Consider the following 22,143-nt stretch of genomic DNA (forward strand, 5'->3'; position numbering starts at 1 on the left):
ATCATGGCGACGATGAACATGATTCAGGCCCTGAACTCGGCCATGTCCACCATGATGGCTCGCGATCCGAGCGTCGTGGTGTTCGGCGAGGACGTGGGCTACTTCGGCGGCGTGTTTCGCGCCACCGATGGATTGCAAAAGAAATATGGCGCGCACCGTTGTTTCGATACCCCGATCGCCGAAGGCGGCATCGTCGGTGCGGCCATCGGCATGGGGGCTTATGGCATGCGCCCGGTGGTGGAGATCCAGTTCGCGGATTACATCTACCCGGCGTTCGATCAGCTGACATCGGAGGCGGCGCGCATTCGTTATCGCTCCGCGGGCGACTTCAACGTGCCGATCGTCGTGCGCACGCCGTACGGCGGCGGCATCTTCGGTGGACAGACGCACAGTCAAAGTCCCGAGGGGCTGTTCACGCACGTCGTGGGCTTGAAGGTCGTGATTCCTTCGACGCCTTACGATGCAAAAGGCCTGCTGATCAGCTCGATCGAAGATGACGATCCGGTGATTTTCCTGGAGCCCAAGCGGCTCTACACCGGCCCGTTCGACGGTCGTCACGATGTGGCGGTGAAGCCCTGGTCGGTGCATCCGGCCTCGGAGGTGCCCGAGGACTACTACCGCGTGCCGCTGGGTAAGGCATCGATCGTGCGTCCGGGCGAGGATGTCACCATCCTCTCGTACGGAACGATGGTGCACGTGGCGCTCGCCGCCGCGCAGGAAAGTGGCGTCGATGCGGAGGTCATCGACCTGCGCAGCCTGATTCCGCTCGATCTCGAGACCATCATGGCGTCGGTCAACAAGACCGGCCGCTGCATCGTCGTGCACGAGGCGACGAAAACGAGTGGCTTCGGGGCGGAGCTTGCGGCGTTAGTTCAGCGCGAATGTTTCTATCAGTTGGAGTCGCCGGTGGAGCGGGTCACGGGTTGGGATATTCCTTATCCGCACGCGTTCGAGTGGCAGTACTTCCCGGGCCCGACGCGCGTCGCCGCGGCGATGCGCCAGGCGATGGAGGCATAACGCATGGGACAGTACAGCTTCAAACTGCCCGATGTGGGTGAAGGCACGGCCGAGGCGGAGATCGCCGAGTGGCGCGTGAAGGTCGGTGATCGCGTCGAAGAGGACCAGCCGCTGGTCGACATGATGACCGACAAGGCGACGGTTGAATTGACCTCGCCGGTCGCAGGCATCGTGCAGAGCATTGCCGGCAAGGCGGGCGAGAAGGCCGCTGTCGGGTCGGTGCTGGTCGTGCTGGAGACCGCCGGCGGCGCCTCGGCCGATCAACACAAACAAACAGCAGCCGTTGAGCAACCGGTCGCGGTTGCAGCCCAAGCAGCTTCCGAGCAGCGTCGCACCGGAACAGGCCCGCTCACGCTGGCCTCCGGCGCCGCGCATGCGCTAGCGCGCAGCGCGGACTCGGGTTCGGGCGCGAGCTCGGGCGCAGGTGTATCTGCTGGCTCAACTCGCAGCGCGAGCCGCAGCGCTGACTCAGGAGTTAGGGCAGCCGCAGGCGCAAGCCGCAGCGGCGATGCATCGGCGTACGCCGTCTCAGGCTTCAGCCGCGCTCACGACGCCGGCACTCAGCCGCGTCGGGGCGAGCGTCCGGCGGCATCGCCGGCCGTGCGTCGACGTGCGGAGGAACTCGGCATCAAGCTGCAGTTCGTGCGTGGCACCGGCCCCACGGGGCGCATCCTCCACGCCGATCTCGACGCCTACCTCGCAGAAGAAGGCACCAGCGGCCCCTCACGGATCGGACATGCCGAGCCTGCTCAAAGCGGCGGCAATCATTATCTCTACACGAAGCTCGCAGGCGGCGAGGACATCCCCGTCATCGGCCTGCGCCGGCAGATCGCCGAGCGCATGCAGGCGGCGAAACGTCACATTCCTCATTTCACCTATGTGGAAGAAGTCGATGTGACCGAGCTCGAAGAGCTCCGCGCTCACTTGAACGCGACCCGCGCGAAAGATCAGCCGAAGCTGACCTTGCTGCCGTTTCTCATGCGTGCACTCGTCCGGGTGCTGCGTGAGTTCCCGCAGATGAACGCCACCTACGACGATGAAGCCGGCGTGATCCACCGTAGCGCGCCCGTGCACATCGGCATGGCCGTGCAAACCACGCGGGGTCTGCTGGTCGCTGTGATCAAGCACGCCGAATCCCGTGACCTCTGGGACTGCGCCACTGAAGTGGGGCAGCTCGCAACCGTCACTCGCGACGGCAAGGCCTCGCGCGAGCAGCTGACGGGCTCGACCATCACGATCACAAGCCTGGGTCCCTTGGGCGGTGTCTCCGCGACGCCTGTGATCAATCGTCCCGAGGTCGCGATCATCGGACCGAACAAGATCGTCGAGCGCCCGGTGGTGCGCGACGGGCAGATCGTGATTCGCAAGATGATGAATCTGTCCTCCTCGTTCGACCATCGGGTCATCGACGGCGCCGAAGCCGCCGAGTTCATTCAACGCCTGCGCGCGGTGCTCGAGCAGCCCGCCACCATTTTCGTTCGGTGATCCCATGAGCGAACACATCAAGACACGGTTGTTGGTCGTAGGCGGCGGCCCCGGCGGTTACGTCACCGCGCTTCGGGCCGCGCAGCTTGGCGTGCCGGTCACGTTGGTGGAAGCGGATCGATTGGGCGGAACGTGCCTGATCCGCGGCTGCATTCCCTCGAAGGCGATGATTCACGCCGCGGAAAAATTTACCAACGTGCGCGAGGCCGCGAAGCAGGGCGGCACGTTGGGCATCTCCCTGAGCGCGCCGCCGACGCTGAATCTCGCCGAGACGGTGAAGTGGAAAGACGGCGTCGTGAACCGGCTGAAGGAAGGCGTCGCGGGGTTGCTCAAGCGCGCGAAGGTGCAGGTGATCTCCGGCTGGGCGAACTTCGTCGATGCGAAGTCCTGCGTCGTGCAGACCACCGGTGGACAGATCAGCATCACCGCCGAGCACGTGGTGCTCGCGACGGGCTCGGAGCCGGTCGCGTTGCCGGGCCTGCCCTTTGGCGGGCCGATCATTTCCTCGACCGAAGCCTTGTCGTTGCAAAGCCTGCCCAAGAGCCTTGCCGTCATCGGCGCCGGCTACATCGGCCTCGAGCTCGGTTCCGCATTCCGGAAGCTGGGCGTCGATGTCACGGTGATCGAAGCGCAGGACCGCATCCTGCCGCTCTATGACAGCGCGTTGGTGAAACCGGTCGCGCGGTGGCTGGAGAAGAACGGCGTGCCGGTGCACCTGGGCGCGACCGTCATCGGCTTCGAGGCAGGCTCGCTGTTCGCGAAGACCCAGGACGGCCGCTCGCTTGCGTTGAAGGCTGAGCAGGTGCTCGTCACCGTCGGCCGCCGGCCGCGCACCCAGGGCTGGGGCCTGGAGAACATGGGCATCGACATGAGCGGGCGCTTCGTGCACGTCGACGATCAGTGCCGCACCTCGATGCGTAACGTCTGGGCCATCGGCGATCTGGTGGGCGAGCCGATGCTCGAGCACAAGGCCGCCGCCCAGGGCGAGATGGTCGCCGAACTCATCGCCGGCCAGCGCCGTCGTTTCGATCCGGTCGCGATTCCTGCCGTGTGTTTCACGGAACCGGAGATCATCAGCGTGGGTCTTTCTCCCAGCGATGCCGGCGCGGGGGACATCGAAGTGATCACCTCGCAGTTCCCCTTCGCCGCGAACGGACGCGCGCTGTCGATGGAAGCGGGCGAGGCGGGCGGCTTCGTGCGCATCGTGGCACGCAAGCACGACCGTCGGTTGCTCGGCATCCAGGCGGTGGGCGCGCACGTCTCGGAGCTCTCGGGAGAGTTCGCGCTGGCGCTCGAGATGGGCGCGACGCTGGAGGATGTGGCGGGTGTGATTCATGCCCACCCGACGCTGTCGGAGGCGTTTTTCGAGGCATCGCTGGCCGGGCTCGGCCATGCGTTGCACGTCTAATGGCTGCTGAGGAAAAAAGCGCCATGAGCAATGGCAGTCTCGACAAAATCGACTACAAGATCCTGTCGGTCCTGCAACAGGACGCATCGCTCTCGGCGGCGGAGGTCGCCGAAGCGGTGGGCCTGTCCCAGTCACCGTGCTGGCGCCGGATCCAGCGGCTCAAGGATGACGGCTACATCACCAAGATCGTGGCCCTGCTCGACCGTCAGAAGCTCGGCCTGCGCGCCCAGCTGTTCGTGCAGGTCAAGGTCGTGAAGAACGACCGCGCGAGCCTGGCCGAGTTTTCCGAGGCGATCCGCGCCTTTCCCGAGGTGATGGAGTGCCACGTCGTGCTCGGCGTCTTCGACTTCCTGTTGCGTGTGGTGGCCAAGGACATGGACGCCTACGAGACGTTCTATTTCGAGAAGCTCTCGCGCGTGCCGCACATTCTCGAGGTCACTTCCTACGTCGCGGCCTCGGAAATAAAAACCACGACCGCCTGGCCGTTGCACGTCTAGCAACGAACTTTGTCATCGAACGCAACACCGCCGCGCCTTGCGCGGCGGAGGCTTGCGTGCGCCTGTGCTCCTTTACCTGAAACCTTCTTCATAAATTCCCTAGAACGACGTTAGCGTCTTGCAACTGTCGCAAATTACGTGCATCACTACGCCACCAAAGCCGCCGAGGTTGATAAGTAAACGCACCGAACACGCCGATCCGCACAAAATCGTCCTAAGACATGCCTTGTAAACGGTAGATGCCCGACCAGCACATTACGGGCGCACCGATCGCGTATTGAGAGGGGGAATGATGGAAGGTCTGGACAAGATCGATCTGAAAATCTTGCGTGCGCTTCAGGAGGACGCCTCGCACTCGGCCGCCGAGATCGCAGACTCGGTGGGCTTATCGCAATCGCCGTGTTATCGGCGCATCCAACGCCTGAAGGAAGAAGGCTATATCACCCGCATCGTGGCGATGCTCGATCGCCGCAAGTTGAACCTGCTCACGCAGCTGTTCGTGCAGGTGAAGGTCATCCGCAACGATCAGCAGAGCCTGCAGGAATTCACCGAATACATTCGCAGCTTCCCCGAAGTGCTCGAATGTCACGTGATCCTCGGCGCCTACGATTTCCTGCTGCGCGTGGTGGTGCGCGACATGGAGGCTTACGAGAAATTTTATTTCGGCAAGCTCTCCACGGTGCCCAACATCCGCGAGGTGAATTCGTTCGTCGCGGCCTGGGAAGTGAAGTCGACGACTTCGCTGCCGCTGAAGATCTGAAACGACGCATGTCGCCGCCGCCAGCTCGGTGCAATACGCATACATCATGCGCAAGGCGCGAGCTGGGGACGCATTTCCGCGAAGTTCCTGCCTAGCGGCAGGAGTAGGCTTTTGTTAGCAACAACGGCGCCGCTCGAGGGTGCCGTAACAACGGCCCGCAAGGGCTCACCAGAGCGCTACGCTCGAGGGGGATATATGACTACGCATCGTGCCGGAAAGATGTTCGGTAGCACGTGTCTTGCGCTGGGTATCTTCGCCGTGAGCCTCGCGGCGAGCGCCGAAGACGTGAAAGTCACACTCACGGGCGCCGAGGAAGTGCCGGCCGTGACCACCAAGGCCATGGGTGAAGGCACGATCGCGATCGGCAAGGACATGTCCGTCAGCGGCACCGTGAAGACCACGGGCATCGAAGGCGTCGCCGCTCACATTCATCTCGCCGAAGCCGGCAAGAACGGTCCGCCGGTCGTCACGCTCATCAAGGGCGAGGGCGGAGCCTGGAGCACACCGCCGGGCGCGAAGCTCACCGAAGAGCAGTACAAGGCGTTCAAGGCCGGCAACCTGTACGTGAACGTGCACAGCGCCGCTCACAAGGGCGGAGAGATCCGGGGCCAGCTGAAGCCGTAACGTAATGGACGGCGGCGGGGGATCCATCATCAAGCGGTGCGAATCGGCCGGACTCGATAACAAATGACGAAATTGAACATTGCAGGCGGCCGACGCGCACGCGTCGCCGCCACCTGGGTAACACTTGCTCTCACATTCGCAGTCGCAAGCGTCGCGGGACTGTCGATCGCGGACTCGAGCCGCGCCGACAGCCCCGCTGCGAGTAGCGGCGATCAAGCCAACTCGCTGGTCGAGCGCGGGCGATATCTCGCGCGCGCCGGCAACTGCGTCAGCTGTCACACGGCGCATGGCGGCGCCGCCTTCGCCGGCGGTCTCGCCTTCGAGACGCCTTTCGGCAAACTCTATTCGACCAACATCACGCCCGATCCGGAAACCGGCATCGGCAAATGGACCGAGGAGCAGTTCGCTCGCGCGGTGCGTGAAGGCGTGCGGCCCGACGGCGCGCATCTGTATCCGGCCTTCCCATACACCGCCTACACGAAGCTGTCCGATGAGGATGTTGCGGCGCTGTATGCGTACTTGAAGATCGTCAAACCGGTGAACAGCCAGACGCCGGAGAACGAGATGAGCTTCCCGGCCAACCAGCGCTGGGCGCTCGGCATCTGGAAAGCCATGTTCTTCGATGAAGGCCGCTTCCAGCCTGAGGAGGCGCAATCCCCGGAGTGGAATCGCGGCGCGTACCTGGTCGAAGGACTCGGGCATTGCTCCGCCTGTCATTCCCCGCGCAACTTCATGGGCGCGGAGAAGAGCAGCATGGCGTATACGGGCGGCGAATATAACGACAAGGTCGTGACCGGCGAGATCCGGCAGTGGTCGGCGCCCAATCTCACCAGCGCGAAGAACGGTCTGGGGCCGTGGCCCGTCGAAGAAGTGGCCGCGTATCTGAAGACCGGCCGCAACTCCTTCAGCGAGACGCACGGCCCGATGAACGAAGTCATCGTGAACAGCACGCGTCACCTGAGCGATGCCGATACGCTGGCGATGGCGACCTATCTGAAGAGCCTGCCCGCGAACGAGGGCGACATCGGCAAGCCCGCGAGCGCCGACGTGCTCAAGTCCGGCGAGGCCCTATACAACCTTCACTGCGGCACCTGCCATCAGCCCGACGGCCTGGGCGCGTTGAGCGCCGATGCGGGCGCCAAGCTGGTGGGCAATCCGATGGTGCAGGCGAGCAATCCGGCCTCGCTCATCAACGTCATTCTCTACGGGCCGCACCTGGCGAAGCTGTCGGGACCGAAGCGCTGGAAGGACATGCCGGGTAACTTCGGCGAGAAACTCGCCGATGAAGAAGTGGCGCACATTGCCAGCTACATGCGCAACGCATGGGGCAACGTCGGCGGCGCAGTCAGCGAAGAGCAAGTGGCCAAGCAGCGCTAAGCGCGGGACCAGCAGTCAAGAAATATTGGCGGCGCGTGCGTGCGAGCGTGCGCGTTGCCGATTGCGGGGGTTGAATGAAGAAACTGGGTTGGTTGCTGGTCGCCATCGTCGGCGCATTCGCAATCGGCGGATTGGCGGTGCACCGGGGCGAGTCCATCAATGCGATGTGGCTCATCGTCGCGGCCGCCTGCGTCTACGCCATTGGCTATCGTCTCTACAGCGCCTGGGTCGCAACCTCGGTGCTCGTGTTGGATCCGAGTCGCGTCACGCCCGCCGTTCGCTTGAACGACGGACGCGACTACGTCCCGACCAATAAGTGGATCGTCTTCGGTCATCACTTCGCCGCGATCGCAGGCCCCGGCCCGCTGATCGGTCCCACGCTCGCCGCGCAATTCGGTTACCTGCCGGGCACGATCTGGATCCTGGTCGGCGCGGTGCTCGGCGGCTGCGTGCAGGACATGACGGTATTGTTCCTCTCGACGCGTCGTAACGGCCGGAGCCTCGGCCAGATGGCGCGCGATGAGATGGGGCCGATCGGCGGCTACGCCGCGATGATCGGCACGCTCGTCATCATGGTGATCCTGATCGCTGTGCTCGGTCTCGTGGTCGTGAACGCCATGCGCCACAGCCCCTGGGGCACCTCGACCGTGTTCGCGACGATTCCGATCGCGCTCCTGGTCGGCGTCTACATGAAGGACATTCGTCCGGGCCGCGTGCTGGAAGCCTCGCTCATCGGCGTTGCGCTGTTGTTGCTTGCGGTCGGCGGCGGCGGCTGGGTGGATAGCCACCCGACGATTCGTCAGTTCTTCGATCTCGACGCGCTCACGCTCGCCTGGTTCGTGATCGGCTACGGCTTCATCGCCGCCGTGCTGCCGGTGTGGCTGCTGCTCGCGCCCCGCGATTATCTCTCGACGTTCCTGAAGCTCGGCACGGTGATGCTGCTGTTCATCTCGGTGATCGTGATGCGTCCGGAGATTCACATGCCGGCGCTGACGCAGTTCGTCGATGGCTCCGGCCCGATCTTTGGCGGCTCGCTGTTTCCGTTCGTGTTCATCACCGTCGCCTGCGGCGCGATCTCGGGCTTTCATGCGCTGGTCTCGAGCGGCACGACGCCCAAGCTCATCACCAATGAAGGCGATGTGCGCATGATCGGCTACGGCAGCATGATGCTCGAGTCCGCGGTCGCCATCATGGCGATGATCGCGGCGACCATGCTCGATCCGGGCGTGTTCTTTGCGATCAACAGCGGACCGGGCGCGGTGGGCGCAACGCCGGAGGCTGCGGTTGCGACGATCACGAGCTGGGGCTTCCCGGTGACCGTCGATCAGATGGCGTTCCTCGCCAAGGAAATGGGCGAGTCGACGTTGTTTGCTCGCACCGGCGGCGCGCCCTCGCTCGCGGTCGGCATGGCGAGCATCTTCGCCTCGACCTTCGGTCAGAGCATGCTGTCGCTGTGGTACCACTTCGCGATCATGTTCGAGGCCGTGTTCATTCTGACGACGCTCGATGCCGGCACGCGCGTGGGCCGCTTCATGCTGCAGGATGCGCTCGGTCACATCTGGCCGAAGCTGGGTCAGACCTCCTGGTATCCGTCCGTGCTGATCTCGAGCGCACTGATCGTCGCCGGCTGGGGCTACTTCCTGTATATCGGCGTGATCGATCCGAATGGCGGCATCAACATTCTGTGGCCGCTGTTCGGCATCTCCAATCAGCTGCTCGCCGGCATCGCCCTGTGCATCTGCACGGGCATCCTGGTGAAACAAGGTAAACTGCGCTTTGCGTGGGTGACGGGCGTGCCGCTGGCGTGGCTGACGCTCGTGACCACCGTGGCGACCTGGCAAAAGGTCGTTTCCGACGATGTGCGAATCGGCTTCCTGGCCGCTGCCGATCAGATCGCATCGAAACTGGCTGCTGGCACCCTGACCCCGGAACAAGCCGCGGTCGCGCCACAGCTGATCTTCAACCAACGTCTCGATGCCGTGCTTGCGATCGTGCTGACGCTGATTCTCTGGATCGTGATCGCCGATACCGCGCGCGTGTGCATGCGAGTCGTACAAGGCTTGCCGGTGCCCCCGAGCTCGGAGGCGCCGGCCCGAGGAGCGGCATGATCCACACACTTCGCAGATCCATTCCGGCCAACACCTGGTCGACCGAGGAAATCCGTCAGCTGCGGCAGCTCGCGACCGCCGGCGCTTCGCTCGACACCATTTGCGTCACGTTGCGCAGGACGCGCTCTGCGATCCGAAACAAGGCGACGATGCATGGCATCTCGCTGAAGCGTTGCGGGGAGAGTCTCGCCGCGCCGTTACAACCGCACGAACACGGGCTCGCCTCCTGATGAAACGAGCGCTCGCAACGGCGATGGCGACGGCATTGCTGTCCGGTGCGATGGGCTCTGCCGTCTTCGCGGCGGAGCCATCGCTTGAAATCAACGCGTGCGAGCTGCTCACGCCGGCGGACATCACCGCCGCGATCGGACTGCCGGTCGACCAGGGACGCCGTCAGGACGAGGGCATGTCGCGCGACGGGCAGTATTCATCGACCTGCTTCTGGACCATCGAGCCCGGCAAGGCGCCGGATCAAACCGCGCCCGGCCGAGGCCGCCGCTTCGTAATCTTGAACGCGCAGCGCTGGCCGGCGGGGCGCGACATGGCGAAGAAGTTTCTGCAGGCGTTTCATGAGTCCGCCGACCAGGGCGTGATCGCGAATCAGCCCGTGCCTCGCAAGTTCGGCGATGAGGCGCTGTGGTGGGGCGATGGCCTCGCCGTTCGCAAGGGCGATGTGAGCTTCGGCCTGTCCGTATTCATGCCCAAACGCGGTGAGGCGCGCACGAGCGCGTTGGAAGAGAAGCTCGCGCCTCAGATCTTGAAGCGCCTGGATCGCAAGACCGCCGTCTGATCGCGATCACGTCGTCGGATCGGGCGCTGGCCGAGTCAACGCCGGCCGCTGCCCTCGGGTCAACGCGCGCCATAGCCATTCGAGCGGCCCATAGGCGTGGCGCTCGAGCCACGGCTTCGACCACAACAGCAAAGCGGCCCAGATCAGCGGCACGATGAGATAGCACTGCCAGCGCTCGAGCTCGCCGTACAGTCCCAAGCCGTAGCCGTGGAAGAGCAGCACGCAGATTACGCTCATGGCGATGTAGTTCGTGAACGCCATGCGTCCGACGGCGATCAATCGATCGGCAAGCCAGCGCGCCGCGCCCGACTGCATGAACAATACGATGAGCGATGCATGCGAGAGCACCAGCCACGGTCGCAGCAACGACAGGTGCAACGCCTCGGTGATATGCAGCGTGATGGGTGAGAAACGATCCGCATCGTTCCACAGGATCAGCGGAATGTGTAACGGCACGCAAATCGCGAATCCCCATAGCGCGATTCGCTGATAGGTGCGTCTCGGCCACGCGCCTGAGAAGAAGCCGAGACGGAACAGCGCCATGCCGAAAGCGATCAGCGCGAGCGTGTCCGTCATCGCAAGCGGATGCGCTTCGGTGAGAATGTACATCGTGATCGGCGCGCGCGTTTTGAAGGCATCGACATAGTTGCCGCGATAACCATCGAGCTGCGTCTGCGGCGCAGGGAAGGTCATCTTCTCTTTAACCGCCTGCCACTGCGCCACCACCGCGGCGGGCGCATCAGGCTGACTGGCAGCTTCTTCCAAGCCCTTGATCCCGGTGTAGGTCCACGCGGCAAGCATCAGCTTCAGCGCGAGCAGCGCAACCCCGGTTGCGATCAAGGTTCGCACCGACCAGCGCCACGCGATGAACGCGATCATGCCGGCGACGGCGTAGAGCACCAGGATGTCGCCATACCAGATGAACCAAACGTGGATCATGCCGAACACGAGCAGCCAGAACATGCGCGCGTAATGAATGCGCGCCGGGCTGTCGCCTGAGTTCAATGCGCGCTCGGCGATGAGCACGGTGCTCGCACCGAACATCATCGTGAACAGCCCGCGCATCTTGCCGTCGAAGAGAGCGTAGTTGATCGCCCAGGTCGCGAAGTTCACGCCCTCGGCACCGCCGTAATAATAAGGATCGTAATAGGCGTAGCCGGGCATCGCGAGATCGACGATGTTCATCAGCAGAATGCCCAGAACCGCCGCGCCGCGGATGGCATCGAGCGTGTTGATGCGCTCGGCGGTGACGATCGTCATGGCGTCACTCCCGGCCGCGCGCTTGCTGGCGGAGCAGGGCGGCGCGACTGCGAATCGCCGTGCCGAAAAGTCGCGCCGTATCCACCGACGCCCGCTCGGCGTCGGCAACTACCGCCGACCACTGCAAGAACCCATGCGCGAGCGTCGGATAGTTCAGATACATGGCGGGCACGCCGGCTTTTGTCAGCTGCTCCGTCAAGCGGCGCGAGGAGTCGCGCAGCATGTCGAAGCCGGCCGAGACGGCGATGGTCGCGGGCATGCCGGCGAAGCTTGCGCCGTTCAGCTCCTGGGTGGCCTGCTTGAGCAGCTCGCCCGGAAAGACGGTGTCGATCATGAAGGCGCGGAAGGTTGCATCCAGGCCGTAGCCTTCCTCGAATAATCGATAAGACTCATCGGCTTCGGCAAAGTCGCTCGAGGTGTAGTAGAGCAGTTGATAGGCGGGCGTCGGGCGCTTCGCCGCGATCTGGCGCAACGAGATATTCAGTGAGATGTGTCCGCCGGCGCTGTCGCCGCCCACGGCCACGAGCTCCGGCTCGCTGCCCAGGCGCTTCGCATTCGTGCGCGCCCATAGAAACGCGTCTTCTCCATCGTCGTTCGACGCTGGCCATAGATGCTCGGGGGCCAGGCGATAGTCGACGGACATGACAATGGCGCGCGCCTCGTTCGCGACCAGGCGGGCGAATCGATCGGTCGCGTCGATGCCGCTGTATAGCCAGCCGCCGCCATGGAAATACACGAGCAGCGGCAACGGCTCGCCGGGGCCGGTTTTAGGCGTGTAGATACGAATAGGAATGGGTCCGCCACGGCCATCGATCTTGCGATCTTCGACCGCGTGCATGGGCGCGGTGACTTTGGTGAACAGCGCCCATTCGCGCGCCAGGCGCTCGCGAGTGACGATTCGCGCCTGGGGATCGAGAAAGGTCGCGAGCCCGCGTTGAACCTGCTCGGGCGTGCGGCGGCGACGCTCTTCGAAGTAATACTGCAGCTTCGGATCGAGCCGCTGCCCGTCGATGATTTCTCTCGGTCCGGCGAGTGATTTGAGGAACCACGCTTCCGACTGGGACATTAATTCGTAGCGCTTTTGCTCCTCGGGCGTCGGCCGGAACCCATCTTCGGGTTGAGCGGCGCCGGTGAGTGCAACCATGGCCAGGACGACGATGCCGAGTCGCTCGATCATTTTTGTTAGCCCGTGCTTAAGCGTCACGGTGCTTTGTATCGGATCGGCGTCGTCGCGGGAGTTGACTAAAACGGTCGCGTCGGTGCTGGGGTGGCACCACTGCCCCTCATCACGATCATCGCGAGCCGCAACGCAAGGTACAAACAATCACACTCGTGCGACGGATATCCGCTCCATAAGGATCCAACAATGAGTAAGAAATCATGGGTTGCGATGACCGGGCTGTGCGTACTGATGGCGACTTCAGCGGCCCAGGCGCATTTGATTCCAATCTGCGTGGAAGCTTATGAGTCGGGCACCGAGGTCAGCGGGGCTGTCGATGGGGCCACGCGCACACATGTAACTTTCACCCGGGCCAGCCGGCCCGCCGGCGCGGCGCCGGCCGTTGGAATGAAGTCCAACGAGAAGGCTGGGCCTTACTGGAGCGCGAGCTCGGGTCCGCTCGGCAACTGCCAGCAGCTGGATATCTCGTCCTCCCATGCGCGGAGTCGGCCGCTTCCAGAGGGCGTGGCTCCCGACGCTGGCGTGCGGCTCATGCCTGTCACGGCCGTGCTGATGGATACGTCAGTCGACCCGGCCGCGGAATCGAATGAGTTGGATGTCACCGGTCAGGCACATTCGATCTGGGGTTGGGCGCCGGACGGTGGCGGCAACCGGGCGGGGCTGACGGGGGCGAGCACGTTCAGCCAAGGGCTCGGTCAGCAGTCCTCGGCGGCCGGAAATAACAGCCTCATTCCATGGCAAACGTCCCACGGGTCGCTGGGTTTCCAGGCGGGCAGGCCGAACCCGGCGACCGGAAACAGCACTGGAAACAACACTGGAAACAACGCTGGAAACAACAACGGAACCATCGGCCGCACGCCCGCCGGCGGCACGGACGGCCACTCGGTTGGCGGTGGCGTCGGCGATGACGGCCAAGCGACCCAAGTCCCCGAGCCCGAAACGCTGGCGCTGCTGATGGTCGGCCTGCTCGGCGTGGCGCTGACGAGCCGTCGGCGCCGCGAGCTCGCCGCCACGGGCTGATTGCGTGTTCGATGCTGTAAATTTGCTCCGGTGTGCTCCAGGGGCTCCGGCACGCCGGTGGCTTCCACCGTGCGGATGAGTAAGATCGAGCGATCGATGACTCATCGCGTCGAGGAGATCCCATGACTCGCACACGTGCAATGGTTTGGACGGCGGCGTGCTCGATCGCGCTCGTCGGCACCACGCTCGCTCATCATGGCTGGACGGGGTACCGCGAAGAGATACAAAAGCTCTCGGGCACGATCGAAGCCGCGAGCTATGGCAACCCGCACGGCTCCATTCAGCTGAAGGCCGCCGATAAGACCTGGGAAGTGGTGCTCGCGCCGCCCTCGCGCATGACCACTCGCGGCCTCACCGAAGAGATGCTCAAGGCTGGCACGAGCGCGACGGTCGAGGGCTATCAGAGCAAGACCGATGAGAAAGAAATGCGCGCCGAGCGAATCACGGTCGCGGGCAAGACGGTCGAGCTGAGATAATCAGTGACGCGCGCTCAGGCGCGCACCAACACGCCGCCGGCGGCTTGCCATTCGTTTTGCAGGTAAGCCGTGTCGGCGTCGTCGCGAGCTTGCACGCCGATCAATACACCGCCCTGACGAATCTCCGATTCGTACTGTTCGATGCGCCCTTTGGGAATGCCCCAGTTGGTGAGCGCGGTGACCAGGCCACCTGCGATGGCCACGGCACCACCCGCCGCCAATGCAATGGCGATGGGACCTGCCAGCACCAACCCCGGTAGCAACGCGGCCGATCCCACGGCGGCGAGGGCGGGGGCGATCGTTGCCGCCGTGCCGCCCGCCGGTCCGCCGACTTTCGCCGCGGCCGGTTGTTTCTTTTCCGTGCTCTCGGCGGCCTTGTGGGCGAGATCGGTTTCCACCTGATCGACATTGAAATATTTGCGACGGGTTTGCTCGGACAGCACCAGGTTGATGTCGTCTCGGCTGTAACCGCGCGCCAGTGCGGTGTCGTACGCGCGCTCGACACCGGCGGCGTTCTTGAACAGGGCCGTCACGATCGCTGCATTGCCAATCGAAGGTGCCATAACCCGTCCCCCGAAGCTCGTTGTCAGCACCCGAGAAACGCCTTCCGCGACAGATCGTTCCAGCCCGCCCGACACACCTGCCGCGATGACTATTGCCAGCCTTTATTTGTCTGAGTTATAAAGTCGGCACCAGACGGGGGATCAAACAATGAAATCGATAAGAACGGCGCTCGCCGCGGGCGTGCTGCTGATCGTGGGCGGCTGTCTGTTAGATGCACCGGATCCCACGGCCGATCCGAATGCGATGACTCACAACGATTTAGCGGTGCACGATCCTTCGGTGATTCGCGCCGACGACGGTAGTTATTATGTGTTCGGCTCGCACCTTGCCGCCGCGCGCACTACGGACTTGATGAACTGGCAGTACGTCGCGAACGGCGTCGACGCCGCCAATCCGCTGTGGAGCACGATTCCTGCCGATGGCACCGCGTGGACCGGCGTGCCGGGCTCCTGGGCCGCGGATGTGATCAAGCTCAAGAACGGTAAATATCACTTCTACTACAGCTTCTGCGGCATCCCGCCGGATGGCGAATGCACCGGGCCGCGCTCGTATCTCGGTCTCGCCACCTCCGATCGCATCGACGGTCCGTATGTGAACGAAGGCATCTTCCTGCGCTCGGGCATGTCGGCGGCGGAAATCGCCGCGGGCTACGGGCCCGAGGGCATCACGAGCTACGACGCGACAATTCATCCGAACACCATCGATCCGGATGTTTTCTACGACAAACAAGGCCAGCTGTGGATGACCTACGGCTCGTATTCGGGCGGCATTTTCATCTTGAAAATGGATGAGGCGACCGGCAGGCCCTTGCCCGGGCAGGGCTATGGCAAGCGCCTGGCCGGTGGCGATCACAGCGCCATCGAAGGCAGTTACATCCTCTACAGCCCGCAGTCCGGTTACTACTACCTGTTTACTTCGTTTGGCGGCTTTGTTTCCACCGACGGTTATAACATTCGTATCGCGCGATCGCGCAACCCCGACGGTCCGTACCTCGATGCGCAAGGCCGGGACATGGCCGGTGCGCGCGGCAACTGGGACAGCATCGCGCCCTATGGCGTGAAGCTGATGGGCGGCTTCAACTTCGCGGCGACACCCGGCGATCTCGAGACAGCGCGCGGCTATCTCTCGCCGGGTCACAACTCGGCCTATTACGATGCCGCCACGAAGAAACATTTGCTGATCACGCACACGCGCTTTCCGAATCGCGGCGAAGGCCATTCGATTCGCGTGCACGAGATGTTCGTCAACGCGGACGGCTGGCTCGTGGCCTCGCCGCATCGCTACGCGCCGATCAAGGGTCAGAACATCGTCGACGCCAACGATGCGTTGGGCGACTACAAGTTCATCAACCTTGGCAAGGACATCAATCGCCAGGCGAAGCAGTCGGTCTATATCTCCTTGAACGCCGACTACACCATCACCGGCGAGGTGACGGGCCAGTATCGGCGCTACTTTGGCGACCCGAGCCGCATCAGCATCCAGCTCGAGGGCAGCGATCAGGTCTACGAAGGCCGGCTTGCGTGGCAGTGGAATGAAGCCTCCGGCAAGCTCGTGCCGATTTTCACCGCGCTGTCGAGCGAAGGCGTGTCGATCTGGGGCTCGAAGCTCGAGAAGCGCACCACGCGTCAGGCGCTGAAGGATGTCGCCGAGGCCTTGTCGCTGCCGCAGACCATCAAGGCCGGCACGTTGGATCTGCCGACCCGTGGCACGCGGGCGACGTCGATTGTCTGGTCCTCGAGCGATCCGTCCGTGATTCAAGCCGATGGCACAGTCAGTCGACCGAACGTGGGCGAGGGCGATCGCATCGTCACGCTCACCGCGACCATGACATTGAATGGCGTGACGATCGAACGGCAGTTCCAAGTGACCGTGCCCGCGCGTCTGCCATTCAATCGCGTCGCGCAGTTCAGCTTCGAGAATTCGTTGAGCGAGCAGCTCGGTCGATTCACCGCCGCGACCGCGACCGGCAATCGCATCTGGAACCTCGGCGCCGTGAGATTCGCGCCGGGTCAGCAGGGGCAGGCGGTCAGTCTCGATGGCACCTCGGGTGTGTTGTTGCCCGAAGGCGTGATCGACAACTACGAGTACACCGTCTCGTTCTGGGCGAACCCGCGCGTGCTCTCGCAGTTCACGCCGGCGTTCTTCGGCGCGGTCGATGAGCAGACCGACGCGGCGGGCGTGCCGTCCTCCAATCGCTGGATCAGTCTCGTGCCGCACAGCTGGGACGGCAACACGATGCTCTGGAGCGGCAGCGAGGCGTGGTTCGATGGCAGCGCGGGCGAGCGCATCCCGGCGAATGCCTGGACGCACGTTGCGTTCTCGGTGAATCGCGGTGTCGTATCGGTCTATGTGAATGGCGTGCGCAAGTTCGGCGCGGGCACGCTCACCGACTTCTTCAGCACTCGCCGGGGCAAGTTCGCGCTCGGTGTGAACTACTGGGATCTGCCGTTCGATGGCTTGGTCGATGAGCTGAAGATTTACGAGTCAAGCCTGTCGGCGGCGGAGATTCGAGGGCTCGACATCGATCGTCTCTCCGGTGCGCAGCTGCTGCAGTCGGCGGCGCAGATCCTGGATCTCGGCGATGTGAGCGCCGTGCAGTCGGATCTCGAATTGCCGCGCACGGGCCCCTATGCGTCGGTCGTGAGTTGGGCGTCGTCGCATCCGGAAGTGTTGAGCCCGACCGGCCAGGTGACCCGTCCGGATCGCAATTCGCCGGATGTGAACGTGACATTGACGGCGACCATCACGCTCAATGGCGCACAGGTCACGAAAACATTCGAGGTGACGGTTCGCTCGCTGGCGCCGCCTCAGCCCATCGCCGCGTATGACTTCGAGAATGACTTGAACGGATCGCGCGGCGTGTTTGGTCCGGGCGTCGTGACCGGCCCGCGTGTGGACCAAGCCGGTGGAACGGTGTCGTTCGCGCCGGGTGCGGCGGGCAGTGCGCTGGTGCTGAACGGCGCCGCCGGAGTCCGCCTGCCGGATGGGCTGATCGATGATCACAGCTACTCGATCGCGATGTGGCTGCAGCCGACGGCGGTGTCGCAGTTCACGACCGCGTTCTTCGGCTGGGCGAGCCCGACGAGCTGGATCAGCCTCGTGCCGCGCGGGCCGGGCTCGACGCAGCCGACCATGTTGTGGTCGGGCACGGCCTGGTTCGACGGCTCGTTCAACTCGTCCATTCCCGTGGGCGCGTGGTCGCATCTGGTGATGTCGGTCGACCACGGCGCCTTGCGGTTGTATCTGAACGGCACGCTGGTCGGCACGATGACGGGCTTTCCCGATGTGTTCACGCCCGCGGCGCAACGCCAGTTCGCCCTCGGCGTGAACTTTTGGGATGTGCCATACACGGGCCTGGTCGATCAGCTGAAGATCTATGACGAGGCCGTGGACGCCGAGGTGGTCGGCCTGTTGTATGCCGAGGGCGCCGGTTGAGCGCCCTCCGGAACGCCCCTTGGGAACAAATCGCCGCCATTGATCGCTCTTGATCAGGGCCTGTGAATACTCATTGGATGGGCTGCGACGAGCTATTGCGGTTCAGGGCTAGGCGCGACGACCGCCGTATACTCTCCGTATTCAAGGGAGGAGTAACGACGTCCTGAACCGCAATAGCTCGTCCCATCTAAGGATATTTATTCATTAAATGGGTTGCGCCTCGAATCGCCTGCCGCTGCGTTACAAAGCTTGCCCTTATCGACATAAGGGCTGCGCTTTGCGCCTTGCTGCAGGGATTGGAGGCGCAACGCAGCCCATCCAATGAGTGTTCACAGGCCCTAGGAGGGCCGTAGAATCTTCCAGTACCCCTGAACCGGCGGAACCCCGATGCGTAACGCGAAGCTGCTGTGCTTACCGATCCTTGCACTCCTGCTGAGCGCCTGCGGCGTCAATCCGGTGACGGGTAAGAAAGAGATTCAATTCGTCTCCGAGGCGCAGGAGATCAAGATCGGCGAGCAGAACTACGCGCCGACCAAACAGAGCGAGGGCGGCGACTTCGACGTGCTGCCCGATCTGTCCGCCTACATCAACGAAGTGGGCCAGAAGCTCGCGGCCGTCTCGGACCGCGAGCTTCCCTATGAGTTCGTGGTGCTGAACAACCCCGTGCCGAACGCGTGGGCGCTCCCCGGCGGCAAGATCGCGGTCAATGTCGGCTTGCTCTCGGAGCTGAAGAACGAGGCGGAGCTCGCCGCCGTGCTCGGCCATGAAATCGTGCATGCCGCCGCCCGCCACGGCGCGAAGGCGCAGGAACGCGGCACCCTCATGCAGGTCGGACTCGCCGCAGCTTCGATCGGCGCCGCCATCAGCGACGTCGACTCGACCGTCGCGAACCTCGCCGTGCAGGGCGCGGGCCTCGGCGCCCAGATGATCCAGCAGAAGTACGGTCGCGACCAGGAGCTGGAGAGCGATGAGTACGGCATGAAGTACATGAAGGCGGCCGGCTACGACGTTCAAGGCGCGATCACGTTGCAGGAAACCTTCGTGCGCCTGTCGCAGCAGGGCGGCGCCAAGGGCCAGAGCTGGCTCGAAGGGCTGTTCGCATCGCACCCGCCTTCGGAGGAGCGCGTTGCCAAGAACAAAGAAACAGCGGCCCGGCTCGGCGCGGGCGGCGATCTCGGCCAGGAGCGATATCAGGCGCGCTTGCAGCCGTTCAGGAAAATCGAGCCCGCCTACGACAAGTTCGAAGAGGCGATGACCGCGGCCCGCAAGAAGGAATACACCAAGGCCGAGTCGCTGGTGCAGGAGGCGATCAAGATCGAGCCGCGCGAAGGGCGCTTCCATGAGTTTCTGGGCGAAATGAAACTTGCCCAGAAGAAGCCGGAGGAGGCGCTGCCGCACTATCAGAAGGCCATCGATCTGAACTCGGATTATTTCGGCTCGTATCTCGGCGCCGGCGTCGCTCAATATCAGACGGGCAACAAGGCGCGCGCGGAGGAATGGCTGACGAAGAGCGTGGAGCTCCTGCCCACGGCTCCGGCCGCTTATTACTTGGGCACGATTTCTCGCGATCGCGGCGATCGGGCCAAGGCGATGGAATATTTCCGGGCGGCCGCAGGCTCCCAAAGTCAGATCGGGCAGCGTGCGGCGGCGGAGTTCGTGCGCATGGATCTGCCGCAGAATCCCGGCAACTACGTCGCGACGCAGGGCCAGCTCGATCCGCAAGGACGGGTGGTCGTCGTCATCCAGAATCGCGCGCCGGCGCCGCTCACGGGCATTCAAGTCACGCCGGTGCTGGTCGATGCGAGCGGTCGCATCGTGCAGCAAGGCCAGCCGGTCGTGTTCCGTTCGGCCGTGCAACCCGGCCAGCAAGCCGTGGCGCAGACCGGCATCAGCAGCATCGCACAGGCGCAGCTTCCCTATCTTCGCTTCCGCGTGGATGGCGCCCGCGTCGCCGAGTAGCCCGACGTGTGGGCAGGCGTGCTGACATTTCTGGCCGGCGTGCTGCTGGCCAGCGCGTATTTCCTGCTCAAGAATCGGCGTAACACTCCTTATCTCGATCTTGATCTCGATGCCTTGCCCTCACTCGAGGAGGATCTTCATACGCTTGCGGGCCTGACCAATGGCGCGGTCACGACGGGCAACGCCTGCCAGATCCTGCAAGACGGCGCGTTGTTTCCGGCGATGGAAGAAGACATCGCCGCCGCCCGGTGCGCCGTGCACTTGGAAACATTCGTCTGGACGGCGGGTGAGGTCGAGCGCCGATTCGTCGAGCTGCTCGCTCGCAAGGCGCGCGAGGGGGTGAAGGTTCGTCTGCTGATCGATGCGATGGGCAGCTCCGGCGGCGACGATGAGAATCTCAAGCGCCTGGTCGAGGCCGGCGTGCAGTTATCCACCTACTGCAAGCCGCGCTGGTGGAACCTGCGCCGTTTCAACCACCGCACGCATCGCAAGCTGCTGATCGTCGATGGCGTCATCGGCTACACCTTCGGTCACGGCATCGCCGATCAGTGGCTCGGCCGGGGTGAGGATGAGAAACATTGGCGCGACACTGCGGTGCGCGTCGAAGGTCCGGCGGTGCAAGCCCTGCAGTCCGTGTTCATGGAGAACTGGATCGAGGAAAGTCATTGCGTGCCGGCGGGCGAGGGGTGCTTCCCGGAAGCCGAAGCGAAGGGCGAGAGCGACGCGCACGTCGTCAGTAGCGCCTCGGGCGATGCGGTCTCATCGGTGGCGCTGCTCTACACCGTCGCGATCGCCTGCGCCAAGCGCGAGGTGATCATCCAGAATCCGTACTTTGCGCCGGACGATGGCGTGTGTGAGTTGCTGGGGATGATGGTGAAGCGCGGCGTCGCCGTTCATCTCATGCTGCCGGGCCAGCATACCGACAGCCCGTTCGTGCGTCGCGCAGGCTGCCGCTTGTACGCGCAGCTGCTCGAAGGCGGCGTGCGCCTGTACGAATTCTTGCCGACGCTGATTCATCAGAAGATCGTGATCGTCGATGAGATCTGGTCGCACATCGGCTCGACCAACTTCGACGCCCGCTCGCTGTCGTTGAACGAGGAAGTGGGTATCGGCATTCGCGACACGAAGATCGCGGCGGAGCTGAAAGCTGCGTTCGAGAAGGATCTTGAGCGCAGCAAGGAATTGACGCTGGAGGGATGGCGCCGCCGGCCCTGGTACAGCCGGCTGTTCGATTGGATCGCCTACCAGGTCCACGATCAGCTGTGATCGGGGCGGAGATCATGGCGCATCTCCGAAACATTCGATCAGCATCTCGGTAAGGACTCTCACCTTCCGGGCCGGATGCTGACCGGGCGGCCGGATCACGTACACGCCTGCCGGACGGACGGGGTGGCGCGTCATGACGGGCACTAACGCTCCAGAGACGAGGTGGTCACGGATGATTCGCTCAGGGAGATAAGCGATGCCGAGCCCCGCTATGGCAGCTGCGAGCAGTGCCGTGCCGTTATCCGCTTTGAAGCGTCCCCGCGGATGAAGCTTGACGATCGCTTCACCGTCCATGAGCTGCCAGATCTCGGTGCCCTGCATGAGCGCCTCATGGTCGAGGAGTTCGTCCGGTGTCTCGGGCGCTCCATGGACCTTTATATATTCCGGACTGGCAACCAGCTTGCCGTAGATGGGGCCGACGCACTTTGCGATCAGATTGGAATCCCGCAGATGACCGACTCGGATCCCGCAGTCATAACCCTCCGCGACCAGATCCACGAAGCGATCGCTATAGCTGGTGTGAATGTGAAGATCGGGATGACGCCGCCCCATCTCCGCAAGTATAGGGGCGAGGTGAGTCGGGCCAAAGGTGAGGGGCGCAGCAATGCGCAATCGGCCACGAAGGTCACCGGCCGGTAGGATTGTTTCCTTCGCAACGTCGATCTCGGCGCAGACTTTGGCTGCGTGATCTCGAAAGGTGGCGCCCGCTTCTGTGAGCGCGGCGCCACGGGTATTTCGTGCCAGCAACTGAACGCCGAGGTCTGCTTCGAGCCGAGCGAGCGCCCGACTCACGATCGACTTGGAGACCCCGAGCCGCCGCGCACCGGAGGTTACGCCGCCGGCGTCAGCCACTTCTACAAATATCCGCAGGTCTTCGATATCCAACTCGAGCGTTCCTCATTCTGCGACACAGTGTG

19 protein-coding genes are annotated in these 22,143 nt (G+C 63.6%); 15 read left to right on the forward strand and 4 right to left on the reverse strand.

All coding sequences use genetic code 11. The annotated features are described in order from the left end of the window. Nucleotides 1-3 precede the first annotated feature (3 nt). From GYH35_RS07275 to GYH35_RS07320, 10 genes are all read left to right on the forward strand, one after another. Entirely contained in the window at nt 4-1,017 is a 1,014-nt protein-coding gene (locus GYH35_RS07275; protein ID WP_161815217.1) for an alpha-ketoacid dehydrogenase subunit beta, read from the forward strand. Between the two features lie 3 nt (nt 1,018-1,020). Continuing rightward, nucleotides 1,021-2,502 carry a dihydrolipoamide acetyltransferase family protein gene (locus tag GYH35_RS07280; protein ID WP_161828049.1) on the forward strand — a complete coding sequence of 494 codons (1,482 nt, stop codon included), beginning with the start codon at nt 1,021-1,023 and terminating at the stop codon, nt 2,500-2,502. Between the two features lie 4 nt (nt 2,503-2,506). Continuing rightward, complete coding sequence (lpdA, locus tag GYH35_RS07285) at nt 2,507-3,910, forward strand: dihydrolipoyl dehydrogenase (protein ID WP_161828050.1); 1,404 nt, start codon at nt 2,507-2,509, stop codon at nt 3,908-3,910. A 23-nt stretch (nt 3,911-3,933) separates the two neighbouring features. Beyond that, nucleotides 3,934-4,407 (forward strand): Lrp/AsnC family transcriptional regulator, encoded by a 474-nt coding sequence (locus GYH35_RS07290; RefSeq protein WP_161815214.1) that lies wholly within the window; start codon nt 3,934-3,936, stop codon nt 4,405-4,407. A 289-nt stretch (nt 4,408-4,696) separates the two neighbouring features. After that, a complete protein-coding gene (locus GYH35_RS07295; protein WP_116811970.1) occupies nt 4,697-5,167 on the forward strand; it encodes an Lrp/AsnC family transcriptional regulator in 471 nt (156 codons plus the stop codon). Between the two features lie 195 nt (nt 5,168-5,362). Then, a complete protein-coding gene (locus GYH35_RS07300; protein WP_202624147.1) occupies nt 5,363-5,791 on the forward strand; it encodes a CHRD domain-containing protein in 429 nt (142 codons plus the stop codon). Nucleotides 5,792-5,854: 63 nt separating this feature from the next. Continuing rightward, nucleotides 5,855-7,168, forward strand: a complete 1,314-nt coding sequence (locus tag GYH35_RS07305; protein WP_161828051.1) for a cytochrome c — start codon at nt 5,855-5,857, stop codon at nt 7,166-7,168. Nucleotides 7,169-7,242: 74 nt separating this feature from the next. Next, nucleotides 7,243-9,276: a carbon starvation CstA family protein gene (locus GYH35_RS07310; RefSeq protein ID WP_161815212.1), complete on the forward strand. Its 2,034-nt coding sequence runs from the start codon at nt 7,243-7,245 to the stop codon at nt 9,274-9,276. Further along, complete coding sequence (locus tag GYH35_RS07315; RefSeq protein WP_161815211.1) at nt 9,273-9,506, forward strand: hypothetical protein; 234 nt, start codon at nt 9,273-9,275, stop codon at nt 9,504-9,506. Before GYH35_RS07310 ends, GYH35_RS07315 begins: the two co-directional genes overlap by 4 nt. Beyond that, nucleotides 9,506-10,066 (forward strand): hypothetical protein, encoded by a 561-nt coding sequence (locus GYH35_RS07320; RefSeq protein WP_161828052.1) that lies wholly within the window; start codon nt 9,506-9,508, stop codon nt 10,064-10,066. Before GYH35_RS07315 ends, GYH35_RS07320 begins: the two co-directional genes overlap by 1 nt. Before the next feature lie 6 nt (nt 10,067-10,072). Here the strand turns inward: GYH35_RS07320 and GYH35_RS07325 are convergent, their stop codons facing one another. Beyond that, the gene (locus tag GYH35_RS07325) at nt 10,073-11,326 is read right to left on the reverse strand and encodes a DUF418 domain-containing protein (RefSeq protein ID WP_161828053.1); all 1,254 of its coding nucleotides are present in this window, start codon (nt 11,324-11,326) and stop codon (nt 10,073-10,075) included. Nucleotides 11,327-11,330: 4 nt separating this feature from the next. Then, complete coding sequence (locus tag GYH35_RS07330) at nt 11,331-12,503, reverse strand: alpha/beta hydrolase fold domain-containing protein (protein WP_161828054.1); 1,173 nt, start codon at nt 12,501-12,503, stop codon at nt 11,331-11,333. Nucleotides 12,504-12,692: 189 nt separating this feature from the next. On the opposite strand from GYH35_RS07330, the gene GYH35_RS07335 reads away from it, so the two are divergent. Together GYH35_RS07335 and GYH35_RS07340 are read left to right on the forward strand one after the other, a co-directional pair. Next, nucleotides 12,693-13,526: a PEP-CTERM sorting domain-containing protein gene (locus GYH35_RS07335; RefSeq protein WP_161828055.1), complete on the forward strand. Its 834-nt coding sequence runs from the start codon at nt 12,693-12,695 to the stop codon at nt 13,524-13,526. A gap of 122 nt (nt 13,527-13,648) precedes the next feature. Continuing rightward, nucleotides 13,649-14,002 (forward strand): DUF6152 family protein, encoded by a 354-nt coding sequence (locus GYH35_RS07340; RefSeq protein WP_202624148.1) that lies wholly within the window; start codon nt 13,649-13,651, stop codon nt 14,000-14,002. Nucleotides 14,003-14,016: 14 nt separating this feature from the next. Here GYH35_RS07340 and GYH35_RS07345 read toward each other — a convergent pair whose 3' ends face one another. Beyond that, nucleotides 14,017-14,565 carry a hypothetical protein gene (locus GYH35_RS07345; RefSeq protein ID WP_161815206.1) on the reverse strand — a complete coding sequence of 183 codons (549 nt, stop codon included), beginning with the start codon at nt 14,563-14,565 and terminating at the stop codon, nt 14,017-14,019. Nucleotides 14,566-14,713: 148 nt separating this feature from the next. Between GYH35_RS07345 and GYH35_RS07350 the strand changes: the two genes are divergently transcribed. From GYH35_RS07350 to GYH35_RS07360, 3 genes are all read left to right on the forward strand, one after another. Continuing rightward, nucleotides 14,714-18,001, forward strand: a complete 3,288-nt coding sequence (locus GYH35_RS07350) for a LamG-like jellyroll fold domain-containing protein (RefSeq protein WP_161828056.1) — start codon at nt 14,714-14,716, stop codon at nt 17,999-18,001. Nucleotides 18,002-18,388: 387 nt separating this feature from the next. Next, a complete protein-coding gene (locus tag GYH35_RS07355; protein WP_161815204.1) occupies nt 18,389-19,960 on the forward strand; it encodes a M48 family metalloprotease in 1,572 nt (523 codons plus the stop codon). Between the two features lie 18 nt (nt 19,961-19,978). Continuing rightward, nucleotides 19,979-21,226 carry a phospholipase D-like domain-containing protein gene (locus GYH35_RS07360; RefSeq protein WP_161828057.1) on the forward strand — a complete coding sequence of 416 codons (1,248 nt, stop codon included), beginning with the start codon at nt 19,979-19,981 and terminating at the stop codon, nt 21,224-21,226. 12 nt (nt 21,227-21,238) lie between these two features. Here the strand turns inward: GYH35_RS07360 and GYH35_RS07365 are convergent, their stop codons facing one another. After that, nucleotides 21,239-22,111: a LysR family transcriptional regulator gene (locus tag GYH35_RS07365; RefSeq protein WP_161828058.1), complete on the reverse strand. Its 873-nt coding sequence runs from the start codon at nt 22,109-22,111 to the stop codon at nt 21,239-21,241. Nucleotides 22,112-22,143 lie beyond the last annotated feature (32 nt).

The organism is Steroidobacter agaridevorans, from assembly GCF_009932555.1.
GTDB classification, from domain to species: Bacteria; Pseudomonadota; Gammaproteobacteria; order Steroidobacterales; family Steroidobacteraceae; genus Steroidobacter; species Steroidobacter agaridevorans.

Excerpts from the sequence above, each read along its gene's own strand:
- GYH35_RS07275 (WP_161815217.1), top strand. The coding sequence starts at position 4 with ATGGCGACGATGAACATGATTCAGGCCCTGAACTCGGCCATGTCCACC.
- GYH35_RS07280 (WP_161828049.1), top strand. The coding sequence starts at position 1,021 with ATGGGACAGTACAGCTTCAAACTGCCCGATGTGGGTGAAGGCACGGCC.
- lpdA (WP_161828050.1), top strand. The coding sequence starts at position 2,507 with ATGAGCGAACACATCAAGACACGGTTGTTGGTCGTAGGCGGCGGCCCC.
- GYH35_RS07290 (WP_161815214.1), top strand. The coding sequence starts at position 3,934 with ATGAGCAATGGCAGTCTCGACAAAATCGACTACAAGATCCTGTCGGTC.
- GYH35_RS07295 (WP_116811970.1), top strand. The coding sequence starts at position 4,697 with ATGATGGAAGGTCTGGACAAGATCGATCTGAAAATCTTGCGTGCGCTT.
- GYH35_RS07300 (WP_202624147.1), top strand. The coding sequence starts at position 5,363 with ATGACTACGCATCGTGCCGGAAAGATGTTCGGTAGCACGTGTCTTGCG.
- GYH35_RS07305 (WP_161828051.1), top strand. The coding sequence starts at position 5,855 with ATGACGAAATTGAACATTGCAGGCGGCCGACGCGCACGCGTCGCCGCC.
- GYH35_RS07310 (WP_161815212.1), top strand. The coding sequence starts at position 7,243 with ATGAAGAAACTGGGTTGGTTGCTGGTCGCCATCGTCGGCGCATTCGCA.
- GYH35_RS07315 (WP_161815211.1), top strand. The coding sequence starts at position 9,273 with ATGATCCACACACTTCGCAGATCCATTCCGGCCAACACCTGGTCGACC.
- GYH35_RS07320 (WP_161828052.1), top strand. The coding sequence starts at position 9,506 with ATGAAACGAGCGCTCGCAACGGCGATGGCGACGGCATTGCTGTCCGGT.
- GYH35_RS07325 (WP_161828053.1), bottom strand. The coding sequence starts at position 11,326 with ATGACGATCGTCACCGCCGAGCGCATCAACACGCTCGATGCCATCCGC.
- GYH35_RS07330 (WP_161828054.1), bottom strand. The coding sequence starts at position 12,503 with ATGATCGAGCGACTCGGCATCGTCGTCCTGGCCATGGTTGCACTCACC.
- GYH35_RS07335 (WP_161828055.1), top strand. The coding sequence starts at position 12,693 with ATGAGTAAGAAATCATGGGTTGCGATGACCGGGCTGTGCGTACTGATG.
- GYH35_RS07340 (WP_202624148.1), top strand. The coding sequence starts at position 13,649 with ATGACTCGCACACGTGCAATGGTTTGGACGGCGGCGTGCTCGATCGCG.
- GYH35_RS07345 (WP_161815206.1), bottom strand. The coding sequence starts at position 14,565 with ATGGCACCTTCGATTGGCAATGCAGCGATCGTGACGGCCCTGTTCAAG.
- GYH35_RS07350 (WP_161828056.1), top strand. The coding sequence starts at position 14,714 with ATGAAATCGATAAGAACGGCGCTCGCCGCGGGCGTGCTGCTGATCGTG.
- GYH35_RS07355 (WP_161815204.1), top strand. The coding sequence starts at position 18,389 with ATGCGTAACGCGAAGCTGCTGTGCTTACCGATCCTTGCACTCCTGCTG.